General features: G+C 69.3%; 8 protein-coding genes and 1 tRNA gene. 1 reads left to right on the top strand and 8 read right to left on the bottom strand.

Annotated features, from left to right (window positions below; genetic code table 11):
• Nucleotides 1–147: 147 nt before the first annotated feature.
• Both RHOOR92_RS0112980 and RHOOR92_RS0112975 read right to left on the bottom strand, forming a co-directional pair.
• Nucleotides 148–224, bottom strand: a tRNA-Arg gene (locus RHOOR92_RS0112980).
• A gap of 152 nt (nt 225–376) precedes the next feature.
• A complete protein-coding gene (locus RHOOR92_RS0112975; RefSeq protein WP_027490436.1) occupies nt 377–2,275 on the bottom strand; it encodes a M61 family metallopeptidase in 1,899 nt (632 codons plus the stop codon).
• A gap of 269 nt (nt 2,276–2,544) precedes the next feature.
• On the opposite strand from RHOOR92_RS0112975, the gene RHOOR92_RS0112970 reads away from it, so the two are divergent.
• The gene (locus tag RHOOR92_RS0112970; RefSeq protein WP_027490435.1) at nt 2,545–3,615 is read left to right on the top strand and encodes a GGDEF domain-containing protein; all 1,071 of its coding nucleotides are present in this window, start codon (nt 2,545–2,547) and stop codon (nt 3,613–3,615) included.
• A 12-nt stretch (nt 3,616–3,627) separates the two neighbouring features.
• Here the strand turns inward: RHOOR92_RS0112970 and RHOOR92_RS0112965 are convergent, their stop codons facing one another.
• The 6 genes from RHOOR92_RS0112965 to RHOOR92_RS0112940 all read right to left on the bottom strand — a co-directional run bounded on the left by RHOOR92_RS0112965 (nt 3,628) and on the right by RHOOR92_RS0112940 (nt 12,774).
• Nucleotides 3,628–5,136 (bottom strand): amino acid permease, encoded by a 1,509-nt coding sequence (locus RHOOR92_RS0112965; protein WP_027490434.1) that lies wholly within the window; start codon nt 5,134–5,136, stop codon nt 3,628–3,630.
• A 155-nt stretch (nt 5,137–5,291) separates the two neighbouring features.
• Nucleotides 5,292–6,554 (bottom strand): sterol desaturase family protein, encoded by a 1,263-nt coding sequence (locus RHOOR92_RS18835; RefSeq protein ID WP_037115433.1) that lies wholly within the window; start codon nt 6,552–6,554, stop codon nt 5,292–5,294.
• Nucleotides 6,551–7,306, bottom strand: coding sequence for a lysoplasmalogenase (locus tag RHOOR92_RS0112955; protein WP_027490433.1), 756 nt, complete (start codon nt 7,304–7,306; stop codon nt 6,551–6,553). The genes RHOOR92_RS18835 and RHOOR92_RS0112955 overlap by 4 nt, the downstream gene beginning before the upstream one ends.
• A 56-nt stretch (nt 7,307–7,362) precedes the next feature.
• Nucleotides 7,363–9,630, bottom strand: coding sequence for a TonB-dependent receptor (locus RHOOR92_RS0112950; RefSeq protein ID WP_027490432.1), 2,268 nt, complete (start codon nt 9,628–9,630; stop codon nt 7,363–7,365).
• Nucleotides 9,631–9,821: 191 nt separating this feature from the next.
• Nucleotides 9,822–10,931 carry a glycerophosphodiester phosphodiesterase gene (locus RHOOR92_RS0112945; protein ID WP_027490431.1) on the bottom strand — a complete coding sequence of 370 codons (1,110 nt, stop codon included), beginning with the start codon at nt 10,929–10,931 and terminating at the stop codon, nt 9,822–9,824.
• Nucleotides 10,932–11,016: 85 nt separating this feature from the next.
• Entirely contained in the window at nt 11,017–12,774 is a 1,758-nt protein-coding gene (locus tag RHOOR92_RS0112940) for an alkaline phosphatase (protein ID WP_081660249.1), read from the bottom strand.
• Nucleotides 12,775–12,807 lie beyond the last annotated feature (33 nt).

Here is a 12,807-nt window from a genome sequence, read left to right as displayed (position 1 = left end):
AAGAACTGTCGCTTGTCGGCCATCTACGGTGGATCGGACGACATGGCCTTGCACGCCGCGCACGCGTATCCCGCATGCCCCTGATGAAGCCCGCGACGAATATCCACTGATTCGGAGGATGCACTTCCGGCGAGGAAGTGGCGAAAATGGTGCGCCCGGCGGGATTCGAACCCACGACCCCTGCCTTCGGAGGGCAGTACTCTATCCAGCTGAGCTACGGGCGCATTTAGGGCCGCGCGGAGCTGTGGCCGGAGGCCGGCACCGCGGGGTACGCAGTATAGCCGAGTTGCCGCCGCGGAGTGGACGGACCGCCGCCGGCGGCGGAAACGCGAGCGGCCCTCCCGAACGGTGCCGGGAGGGCCGCTGCAGGCTTGCCTCAGCGTGCCTTGAGCAGCGCGGTCAGCGTGTCGGGCTTGCTGGTGTCGCGTACCAGGTGCGGGTATTTCAGGCCGTCGTGGTAGTCGATGCGGATGGTCTTGTACTCGTCGAAGTTCTTCACCAGCAGCTCGACTGGCTGGCTCTTGTCCTTCGCCGAGGCGGTCACCGCCTCCTTGAGCGCGTCGGCGTCATAGTCGCGACCATTGACGGCGATCACCGTCATGCCCGGCGACAGGCCGGCCTTGAACGCGGGGCCGTCCCACAGCACGTCGCCGATGCTGCCGCCCTTGCCGATGGAGACGCCCAGCGAATAGGTGAGGTCGGCGATGTGCCGGCGCGCCTCGATCGCCTTTACCGCCTCGGACGGCTTGTCGGTGTAGACCAGCCTCCAGCCGTGCGACTCGATGCCGCCGATCAGCGGGCCGTGACCATCGAGGCGCGTGCGCAGGTACTTCGCCCAGTCGTACGGCGCGATGTCGTTGAGCGTCTTGACCACGTCCTCGAAGGTGTAGGTGTTGACGTCCCACTTGCCGTTCTCCATGCCGAAGAACGCCTTGCCGAAATCATCGAGGGTCTTCTTGCCGCCGCTCAGCGCACGCAACTGGCCGTCGACGTCGAGCCAGATCATCTGGCCGGCCGAGTAATAGTCCTCGCTGGCCTGGTAATTGCGGTACGGCAACGGGCGACGCTGCGCGATGATCGGGTCGTTGGTGGTGTCCTGCACATTGCGGAAGCTGGCCAGGCCGGGACGGCCCCTGTCGTAGGTGGCCGCGGTGAAGGCCCACATGTCGTGCGCCTGCTCGGTGTCCCACAGGCCCGAACGCGCGGCCATCACCTGGCCCCAGAACTGGGTCTGCCCTTCGTAGACCCACAGCAGCGTGTCGCTCATCGGCACGTTGAAGTTCGGCGTGGCGAGATCCGCGCCGCGGCGATACTTGCCGTCCCAGGAATGGTTGAACTCGTGCGAGAACAGGTCGCGGGCCAGCGCATTCTTCTTCCACTCGGTGAAGAAGTCGGCCGAGGTGCCGTCCTCGCTGGAGCGGTGATGCTCCAGGCCATTGCCGCTCATCTTGTCGCTGAGCGAGACGAGGAAGTCGTAGTGGTCGTAGTGGTGCGCGCCGTACATCTTGTACATCTGCTGGACCAGGTTCCGGAACGGCTTGATCTGCTCCGGCTTGATCTCCAGGTACTTCGGGTCATCGGCCACGATGCTCATGTGCACCGGCGTCTTGGCGCCCGGATCCAGATCGATGCGCTTGAAGTACTTGCCCGCGTAGATCGGCGAATCGACCAGGTCGTCGTAATTGATCGGCTTGAAGTTCAGCGTGTCGCCGTCCTTCGAAGCCACTTCCAGCGCGGTGCCGGCCTGCCAGCCGGCGGGCAGCTTCACGCTGGCCTCGGTGTTGATCTGGCGGGCGAAGTAGCCGGCCGGATACACCGTCACCGAGTTCCACTGCAGGTTGAGCATCTCCGGCGTCATCACCACGCGGCCCTGGCGCTGGTCCTGCGACGAGAGGAACTGGAACTCGACCTCCACGCCAGTGGCGCCCTGCGGCACGTCGACATGGAACGCGTAGACGTTCAGCGGGTCGCGCGTCCACGGCAGCACCTGGCCGTTCGCCTTCACCACCAGTCCGGCCATCTTGTCGATCGTGCCGTTCGGCGCATGGTTGCCCGGCAGCCACTGCGGATACAGCAGGGTCAGCGGACCGGCCTGCGCCGGAATCACCTGGTGCACGCGGAAGATGCGGTGGGCCACGTCGGTGGCGTCCACCTTGATCTTCAAGGTGCCCTGGTACGGCACATCCTGCGGCGCCGGGACATCGGCAAGCGCGGCGAAACTGGCCAGGCCGAAAGCGGCGGCGGCGAGGGCGGTGGCGAGGCGGGTGGCTTTCAATGCGTTCTCCGGGTGGGCAAGGGGAAGCCTGCGGGGCGGACTGATCCGCGGCGAGGGCCGCCCGGGCAGGCCCGGGAATCCATGCCGCAGGAGTTGCCGCGGCAGGCAACCGAAGCGCCGATGCTAGACCGGCCATGCCGGACTTCACCCCTGCCGAAGGTCACGAGCATGGCTCGCGCATGAACCCGTTCCAGCCGATGGCCCGGATCTGGCATCCATCTTGCTCGGCTTGGGTCGAGCCTCCCGGCTCTCCACCCGAAAGAACCCGCATGCACGCCTTGTTCAAGCATCTCCGGCAAGCCGACGACACGGAGCAACGCCGCGAGTACAGCCATTATCTGGCGCAGCAGATGGGGCCGATGATCCACGCCCTGATGCTGGTGGGTGCGCTGGCCTATCTGGTGGCGGTCACCGCCAGCACCCTGGTGCGCCACTCGTCGTTGCCGCTGTGGCTGCGCCTCGCGCCGCTGGCGCCGCTGCTGCTGGTGGCCGCGTCGACCCGGCACGTGCGGCAGCCGCGCCTGCTCAGCGCGCTGACCCTGCTGTGCGTCCTGCTGCTGGAGATCGGCATCAACCTCAACGGCATGGACGACATGCACCGGCAGTCCGTGGTGTTGCCCGGGCTGCTGCTGCCGGTGGCGTCGTCGGTGGTCTGGCTGGGCCGCTGGGATTTCGTCGCCGCCATGCTGCTGTGCGCGCTGGGGCCGCTGCCGATGCTGCTGTTCGGCAGCGCCGACAGCGCGCAGGTCTTCCAGTACCTGGTCTACATGGCGATCGCGATCGCGCTGTCGACGGTGCTGCGCGCGTTCATGGCGCGTACCCTGTTCGAGCAGTTCCGGCTGGAACGCCAGCTGCGCGAGCAGGCCAATACCGACGGCCTCACCGGCCTGCTGGTGCGCAACCGCTTCCTGGAGCTGGCGCAACTCGCGCTGGGCGACATCCATCGCCGGCAGCAGCCGGCGTGCGTGCTTTACCTGGACGCCGACCACTTCAAGCCGCTCAACGACGACCACGGCCACGCCGCGGGGGATGCGGCGCTGATCGCGCTGGCCACGGCGATGCGCCGGCAGATGCGCCAGGGCGACCTGATCGGCCGCATCGGCGGCGAGGAGTTCGCGATGCTGCTGCCCGGCCTCGACCTGCAGCAGGCCGGCGCACGCGCCGAGCAGCTGCGCCAGTCGATGCACGAGATCCGGCGCCCGGACGGCCCGTTGACCGTGAGCATCGGCGTGGCCGCATGCGGCCACGCCGACGAAGCCATCGAAACCCTACTGGCCCGCGCCGACCAGGCCATGCGCCAGGCCAAGCGCGACGGCCGCGACCGGGTCGTCTGCGCCTGACCCCGGCCAGGTTCAGCCTCCGGCCGCCGCCAGCTTGCTGCGGCGGATGCCGTAGGCGAAGTAGATCACGCAGCCCAGCGCCATCCAGACGATGAAGCGCTCGTAGGTGATCCACGGCAGGCCGTAGATCAGCGCGACGGAGAACACGATGCCGAGCGGCGCGGTGAACCACACCGCCGGGGTCCTGAAGTTGCGCTGCAGGTCGGGGCGGCGCACGCGCAGCAGCATGATCGAGGCGCAGATGATGATGAAGGCGCTGAGCGTGCCGATGTTGACCAGTTCGGCCACCTCGCCGATCGGCAGCAGGCCGGCGACCAGCGCGGTGAACACGCCGAGAATCAGGGTCGGCCGCGCCGGCGTGCCGAAGCGAGGACTCACTTTCGCGAACCAGGTCGGCAGCAGGCCGTCGCGGGCCAGCGCGAACCAGATCCGCGCCGCGCCCAGCATGAAGGCGAACAGCACGCTGGTGACGCCGATCACCGCCGCCGCCGCGATGGTCACGCTGAGCCAGTGCAGGCCGATCGACTCGAACGCGTCGGACACCGAGGCCTCGCCGCCCAGCGTGCTGTAGTGGGCGATGCCGGTGAGCACCAGCGACACCGCGATGTACAGCACCATCGCGATCGCCAGCGACAGCAGCACCGCGCGCGGCAGGTCGCGCTGCGGGTTCTTCGACTCCTCCGCCGCGGTGGTCAGCGTGTCGTAGCCGAACACCGCGAAGAACACCACGCTGGCGCCGGTCAGCACGCCCTGCCAGCCGAAGTGGCCGATGCCGGTGGCGGTGTCGACCACCCGCGGCGGCACGAACGGGTGCCAGTTCGCCGTGTCGATGTAGAACACGCCGACCAGCACCACCAGCAGCACGCCGATCACCTTGATCGCCACCACGGCGGTGTTGAAGCGCGCGCCCCACTCGGTGCGCACGGTCAGCAGCACCGCCACCGCCAGCGACACCGCGGCGGCGATCACGTTGAAGCGGTGGCCGTCGCTGGGCGCGGCGATCGTGCCGGCGCCGTGCGCGCCGAAGACCTGCTGCAGGTAGTACTGCATGGTCTGCGCGCTCATGCTCTGCTGCGCCCACTCCGGCAGGTGCACGCCGGCGGAGTTCAGCAGCACCTGCACGTAGCCGGACCAGCCGATCGCCACCACCGCCACCACCAACGCGTATTCCAGCAGCAGGTCCCAGCCGATGACCCAGGCGGCGAACTCGCCGAGCACGGCGTAGCCGTAGGTGTAGGCGCTGCCGGTGACCGGGATCAGCCCGGCGAACTCGGCGTAGCACAGCGCCGCGCAGGCGCTGCCGATGCCGGCGATCAGGAAGCTGAGCGCCACCGCCGGGCCGGCATTCGCCGCCGCCTGCTGGCCGGCCAGCACGAAGATGCCGACGCCGATGATGCCGCCGATGCCGATCGCGGTGAGCTGCCACAAGCCCAGCACGCGGCGGAAATCACCACGCGTGCCGGCCTCCGCCTGCAACTGCTCGACCGTCTTGTGGCGCACCAGCTTGCCGAAGAATCCCATCGCCCGCCCCTGAGTAAGCAAGCGGCGATCATAGCGAATGCGCCAGACTTTGCCCCCATGCCTTGCGCCACAGACGGGTAGGCTGGGATAAGCGCAGCGAACCCCGACAGGGCGGCGGTATCGTCGGGGTTCGCTGCGCTCGCCCCAGCCTGCGGCTAGCGCTGCATGGCCGGCTCGGGCGGCGGGATGCTTCCCGCCCGGGCCCGGGCCAGCGCCAGCGCGCTCAATCCGAATACCGCGGCCAGCGCCAGGGCGATGCGGCTGTCCAGGTGCGCGAGCCCGAACCACCGTCCCGTGGCGAACGGCGCCAGCGCCGTCGCCAGCACGCGCACGACTTCCAGCCACCAGGCCCAGCGGCGCCCTTCCATCAAGCCGCCGAGCAGCCACAGGCCGGCCACCAGATACACGGCATAGGCGAGCAGCGTCGGGAGGTTCGCGCTGCCGGCCATGCCGAGGAACTGGGTGGTCATGCCCAGCAGCAGCGCGAACTGCGCCAGCACGTAGAGCTTCAGCGGCCGCGGCAGCGGCGGGTCGAAGCGTTCGCTCGGCATCACGAATTCCGGCTTCGGAAAACGCGCCGCCACGTCGGCCGGGCGCCAGCCCGGCGGCTTCAGCCACACCAGCAGCTTGTCGCGCCAGCGACGCGCATGCCACGCATCCACCGCGGCATGCCAGTACACCTCGGCGTTGGCCCATAGCGGATTCCAGCTGCGCAGCGGCGAGCGGGTGCCGTACACCGGCGGATCGGCGGCGTCCTCCTCGACGAAGCTGCCGAACAGGCGATCCCATACGATCAGGATGCCGCCGTAGTTGCGGTCGAGGTAGCGCTCGTTCACCGCGTGGTGCGCACGATGGTTGGACGGCGAGCAGAACACGCGGTCAAACCAGCCGAGCCGGCCGACCTGCTCGGTGTGCACCCAGAACTGGTACAGCAGGTCGATCAGCGCCACCACCACGAATACCTCGACCGGCACGCCGAGGATCGCCAGCGGCAGGTAGAAGATCCAGCCCAGCAGCGCGCCGCTGCCGGTCTGGCGCAGCGCGGTGGAGAGGTTGTAGCGCTCGCTCTGGTGGTGCACCACGTGGGCCGCCCACAGGAGGTTCGTCTCGTGGCCCTTGCGGTGCAGCCAGTAGTAGCAGAAGTCGTAGCCCAGCAAGGCGCCGGCCCACACCAGCAGGTTGTCCGCCGGCAGCCTGAGCAGCGCCAGATGCTCGGCGCACCAGGCATAGATGCCGATGGTCAGCAGCTTGCTGAACACCGCCACCAGCTGCGAGATCACGCCGAGGCCGATGCTGTTGATCGCGTCGTTGCTGGCGTAGGCGTCGCGCCCGCGCAGCCTGGCCACCAGCAGCTCGATGCCGATCAACAGAAAGAACACCGGCGTGGCCCAGGTGATGATGAGTTCCTGCGTGTTCATGCCGCCTCGTTTTCGGCGGTGACGCCCTGCACCGAACGGGCGATCCACCACATGGCCAGATAATACGCCGCCAGCACCCACAGGCTGGCCCACGGCAACGGGCCGCGGAAGCGGTCCCACGCCAGCACGCTGTCGCTGAGCATGAATACCAGCGCGCCGCGCGCGGCCAACCGGGCCGCGGCGTCGCCTTGCCTCGTTCGTGCCCGCGCCCACGCTTGCCCACCCATGGTGGCCAGCACCGCCACGTAGACCAGCACCGGCACGCGCAACGGCGCGCCGATGGCGCCCCACAGCAGTACGAGATTCGCCGCTCCGTAGGCGAGGCAGGCCGCGAGCGGCCACGCCGGCGCGGCGAAGCGGCTGTCGCCAAGGAAGGCCGCGATGAAGCAGGCATGCGCGAGCAGGAAGGCCAGCAGCCCCGGCACGAACAGGTCGCCGGGCAGCATCAGCAACACGTCGCCGAGCAGCGAGGCGGCGATGCCGGCCAGCACCCGGCGCCGGTAGCGCGGCGACACCGCCGGCCGCGCGCGCCACGCCAGCACGAAGATCAGCGCGGTGGCCAGCGGCTTGGCGAGCCAGTGCAGCCACAGCCAGCCATGGCCGGCATGACCTGCCGCCAGCAGCGCGCCGGCGATGGCCGCGGCCGCCGCGACTGCGGTGGCGAAGCCGAGCCGGCGCACGCCGGCGGACAGCGGAGGGCGGGAAACCAGCGCGACCATGCAGGGCACCGTGGACGATACCCGGCCGATCATAGCCGGGCGCCGCCATCGCGGTGGATGGCGGCGCCCGGTGCATCACCGGCGGGCGCTCAGAAGCGCACGGTGGCGGTCAGCATCGCCGCGCGCGGCGCACCCACCTGCAGGGTGGCGAACTCGCCGGTCGGATCGGTCGCGGTGAAGCCGTTGGAGCCGATCGTGCCGTAGTAGTGCTTGCCGGCGAGGTTGGTGACGTTGAGCGCCAGCTTCAGGTCCTCGGCCACGCCGAGCTTGCCGAAGTCGTACGCGGCGGCGGCGTTGAACAGCCAGTACGACGGCACCGCGGCGTCGTTGACGTAGGTGTAGTAGCGCTTGCCGGTGTAGTTGGCGGACAGGCGCAGGTCCCACGCGCCCGGCGTCCAGGCGATCTCCGAGGAGAACAGCTGCTTCGGGCTGTCGACCACGGTCTTGCCCCGGGTCGCCACCACGGTGGTGCCGTTGAGGTAGTCGCTGTCGTAGCGCGAACGGTTGTACGACAGCGCGTTGTACCAGCGCAGGTCGCTGGCCGGCTTCAGGATGAAGGTCAGCTCGGCGCCGCGGCTGGTCACCGAACCGACGTTCGCATAGGCAGACGGGCAACCCTGGATGCCGGACGAGCACTGCTGGATCGCCAACAGGCGGTGGTCGAACTTCACGTCGTACAGCGCCAGCGAGCCTTCGAACAGCTCCTCGGCATGGCGCCAGCCGGCCTCGACGGTGCGCGACTGCTCCGGCCTGAGCTTGCCGCTGACCACGTCGAACGCGGCCTGGGTGGTGGCGAACGGCCCGCTCACGCCGGCCTGGAACGCGGCGATGTTCTGCGCATAGGAGGCGAACAGTTCATCCTGCCCACCCAGCTTGTAGCTGGCGCCGAGCTGCGGCAGCAGCGACTTGTCCGCGGTCAGCTCGCCGTTGGCGTAGCTGCCCACCACGGCGTGCGTGCGGGTGCGCGTCTGCGGGCTCTTGACGCCCACGTCGACGTGCAGCCTGCCGTCGAGCAGGGTGATGCTGTCCTGCAGGTACAGCTGGTGCGTCTCGGTCTCGTAGCGCTGGTAGAACTTGCGGATGTCCGGGTTGTGCAGGAAGTACTGGTCGTCCACCGGGCCGGCGATGAAATAGAAGTTGCGCTGCACCGTGTGGTGGCTGTTCTCGTACCAGAAGCCACCTTCGAGGTGGTGGTTGCCGAGGTCCCAGCCCAGCGAGGCGATCGTGCCCCAGCGGTCGATGCCGTACTCGGTGGTGCGGATCGAGATCGGCGTCTCCTGCGGCGTGCCCGGGAACGAGGCCTGGTACGGCGTGAACCAGTGACCCTGGCCGCGGTTGCTGTGGTAGTAGCCAGTGGTCTTCAGGCGCACGCCCTCGGCCAGGCCGAAGTCGCCGAACAGGCCGGCCAGGCTGTCGTCACGCAGGCCGCGGCCGGCGTAGTACGCGTCGTCCGGGTTGTTGACGCCACCGCTGTAGATGCCCTTCGCCGCGTTCACCGCGCGCGTCCAGTCCGGCGCGTAGTTGTCCCAGTTCCAGCCCAGCCGCCGCTGCATGTCCAGCGACAGGTCCTGGTAGTCGGTCTCGTTGCGGCTGGAAGTGTTCAGCAGCGCGGCCAGGTGGTTGTCGCCGAAGTCGTACACTGCCTTGCCGTTGAACTGCTGCTGCTTCTGCGCGCCGTCGCCCTTCCACTTGTCGCTGTCGGCATAGGCACCGGAGAGGTACATGGCGAAGCCCTGGTGGTCGCCGGTGTCCAGCCGCGCATAGGTGCGCAGCGCGCTGTCGCTGCCCACGCTCTGCGCCAGCGTCACGCCGTAGTTGCTCGCCGGGTCGGTCGAGTAGAACTGCACGGTGCCGCCGAGGTTGCCGGTGGAGGCGGTGCCCAGCGCGCCGATGCCGGCGGCCAGCTCGGCGCCGCCGAGGTTCTCGGCGATCAGCGCGCGGCTGATGTGCAGGCCGTTGTTGTTGCCGTAGCTCATGTCGCCCAGCGGGATGCCGTCCAGCGTGAAGCCGAGCCGGGTCTGGTTGAAGCCGCGCAGGCTGATGCGGGTGGACCACTCATAGTTGCCGAACGCATCGGCCGACTCGAAATGCACGCCCGGCAGCTTCGCCAGCAGCTTCAGCGGGCTGGAGCCCGGCGGCAGCAGCTTCACGTCCTGCACGGTGATGCGCTGCACCTGGCGGGTCTCGCCCTGCCCGATCACCGACACCGACTCCAGCGTGCGGGCCGTGTCGGCGGTGGGCGCCGGCGTTGCCGGCGCGTCGTTGTCGGCCGGCGCAGCCAGCGCCGTGCCATGCAGCACGGCGAACAGCGTCACGGCCAGAGCGGTCCTGCGGAAGGAGATCTTGTCGACGGACATGCGCGTGCATCCTTAGCGCAGCCTCCCGCGTCACGGGAAGCTACGACATCTAATGTGTGGAAGAGGAGTACGGCCGCCCCCAGCGACCGTGCGCACCAGCATGGCGGTGCTTTGTGTAGGTGGCCTTACAGCCGCATGTCATCTTCCGGATGGACGTCCATGCGGTCGACGCGATGGCGGCGACGTCGCGCTCAGCGCCGGTCCAGCGCCTTGCGTCCGATCGCCGGATCATCGGTGAAGAACGCGTCGATGCCGGCGTCGAGATAGGCGCGGATCTCGGCGATCGAGCCGGCCTCGTTGAACGTCTTCGGGTCGCTGCCTTGCCGGAAGTTCTTCGCCTGGAACTGGTTCTCCGGGCGGAATGTGTAGGGGTGCAGCTCCAGCTTCGCCGCATGCGCGTCGTGCACCAGCGGGGTCGGCCGGCCGAGCGTGCCGTCGCCGGCCAGCGGGATGATCGCGCGGATGTTCGGGCCGATCGCGTCGGCGTAGCCGGCGATCTCGCGCAGGCCGGCCGGCGTCGTCATCCCGCCGTAGGTCAGCCGGCCGCCGGCCGCGGCCACGTCGTACGGTTGCTGGTCGGCGTCGTCGATCAGCTGCAGCAGGCGGATGTTGCGGTGGTCGCGGCCGAGCTTGCCGCGCAGGTATTTGAGGTTGGCGATCTCGAACGACTGGATCTCCACCGGTGCCGTGCGCGTGTACGCGTGCGCGGCGAGGATCGCCAGCACGCGATCCTCCATCGGCAGGCCGGCCTTCTGGAAATACGTGCCGTGCTTGATCTCGGGAATGATGCCGACCACCCGCCCCTGCGTGGCCGACTCGGCGGCGACGAAGTCGATGATCTCGTCCAGCGTGGGGATCTGGAACTGGCCGTCATACGCGGTGCCGCGCAACTCCGGCAGGCGTTCGCGCGCGCGCAGCGTCTTCAGTTCGGCGAGGGTGAAGTCCTCGGTGAACCAGCCGGTGACCGGCTGGCCGTCGATGGTCTTTGTGGTCTTGCGCGCGGCGAATTCCGGATGCCGGGCGACATCGGTGGTGCCGCCGATCTCGTTTTCATGGCGTGCCACCGGCACGCCGTCCCGCGTCATCACCAGATCGGGCTCGATGAAGTCGGCGCCGTCGGCGATCGCCTTGCCGTAGGAAGCCAGCGTGTGCTCCGGCCGCAGCGCGCTGGCGCCGCGGTGGCCGATCACCAGCACCCTGGCGGCCAGCGGCGCCTCGGTTCCCGTGGCGTTGGACATGCCGGCGAATCCGATCAGGAGGACGGCCAAGCATAGGCGTTTCGGCAGCGAAGGTTGCGGCATGCGTGCGGCTCCGGTGGATCGGCGTGGTGCCGGCCCGGCGACGCGGGCGAGGCGCCGACTCTGCCGGCCGCATGTGTAACGGTCTTTACAGCGGCGTGGCGGCCGCGCCGGCGCCGAGCTTCCGCCACTGCTGCCAGTCCGGCCGGTCCACCGGCACGCCGTCGGCGTTGCAGCTGCCGAGCCGGCACAGCTCGGCGCGCAGCCGCGGCGCGTGCTGCACCATCACGTGGAAGATCACGTTCTGCTCCAGCTCGCCGTGGAACGCGGCGGCGCCGGGACCGGTGGCGAAGATCGCCACGTCCTCGCCGCCGTGCGTCTCGGCCTTCAGCGGCACGGTCGCTTCCTGCATGTAGTCGGGGTCGGTGGTGTCGACCTTGCGCAGGTCGGGGCGGCCCTTGCTGATCGCGTCGTACTCGCGCGGGTTGTGCGGGTAGCGCTTGCTGCCCTCCGGCTGCCGTTCGCTGGCGCCGGTGTTGCCCGGGCCGTTGGCGAAGCCGAGCGTGGTGTACGGCAGGCCGGTGGCGTCGCGCGCCATGCCCGGCGCGCTTTCGTCGTCGAAGCTGTCGGTGTGGCCCACGACCTTGCCCAGGATCGGGTTGCCGCGGCGCGGGTAGCCGGCAAAGGTCATGGTGTGGCTGTGGTCGGCGGTGACCACGATCAGCGTCTCGACCGGGTCGGTGTGCTGCAGCGCAGCCTGCACCGCGTCGGCGAAGGCGATCGTCTCGTCCAGCGCGCGGTAGGCGTTGCCGGCGTGCAGCGCATGGTCGATGCGGCCGCCCTCGACCATCAGGAAGAAGCCGTTCGGGTTGCGCTTCAGCACTTCGATCGCGCTGGCCGTCATCTCGGCCAGGCTGGGTTCGCCGGCCTTGTCGTGAGGGCGCTCGTGCTCGTAGTTCATGTGCGAGGGCTCGAACAGGCCGAGCAGGCGCGACGTGCGCGCAAGATCCAATGCCTTCAGCTGCGCCGCGTTCCACACATACTTGCCGTCCGGATGCCTCGACGTCCATTCGCCGATCAGGTCGCGGCCGTCGAGGCGCTGGCCCACGCTGGTCGGATACTCCGGATCGTCCGCGCCGGCCGGCATGAATTCGGTGCGGCCGCCGCCCATCGCCACGGTGAGGCCGCCGGCGACCGGGAAGTCGATCAGCTGCGCGGCGAAATCCTTGCAGCCGGCGGCCTTCGCCGCCTCGCTCAGGTCGGCGTCCACCTCCCAGTTGCGCTCGGGCAGGTGGCCGTAGGTGGCCGCCGGGGTGGCGTGGGTGATCCGCGTGGTGGTGACCGCGCCGGTGGCCATGCCGGCCGAGGCCGCCAGCTCCAGCGCGGTGACCAGTTCCTGGCCGCGGCTGCCGGCACAGTCCTGCCGCTTCGGTAGCTGCGACACGCCAATGTAGCCGGCACGGGTCTTCACCCCGGTCATGATCGCGGTCATGGTGCCGGCCGAGTCGGGCGTCTGCTGGTCGGTTTCGTAGGTGCGGCTCAGCGCGCTGAACGGAAACTTCTCGAAGCTCAGCCGGTAGCTCTCGCCATCCGTGCCGGCGCGCTCGCCGGCCAGCACGTGCGCGGCGGCGATGGTGGGGATGCTCATGCCGTCGCCGAGGAACACGATCACGTTCTTCGCGCGCTGGCCGTCGGCGTGCGCCTGCGCGGAAGCCAGCGCGGCCTGCGCCGCGCCGCTGCGGAACCACCACGACGCGGTCTCGCCCTGCGGCCGCTGGATCGCCGGCACCGCGATCGCGGCCGTCGACGCCGACGGCGCGGACCACGGCTGGCTGGCGCAGGCGCCGAGCAGGGACAGGCAGCTGCCCAGCAGGGCCGGGCGGAGGCGGGACAGGGAACGGGGCATGCGGATCTTCTTCATGGGGCGTCGCGTGAACAG

The organism is Rhodanobacter sp. OR92 (genome assembly GCF_000427545.1).
In the GTDB taxonomy this organism is placed as follows: domain Bacteria; phylum Pseudomonadota; class Gammaproteobacteria; order Xanthomonadales; family Rhodanobacteraceae; genus Rhodanobacter; species Rhodanobacter denitrificans.
This window is presented reverse-complemented; position numbering and strand designations above follow the sequence as displayed.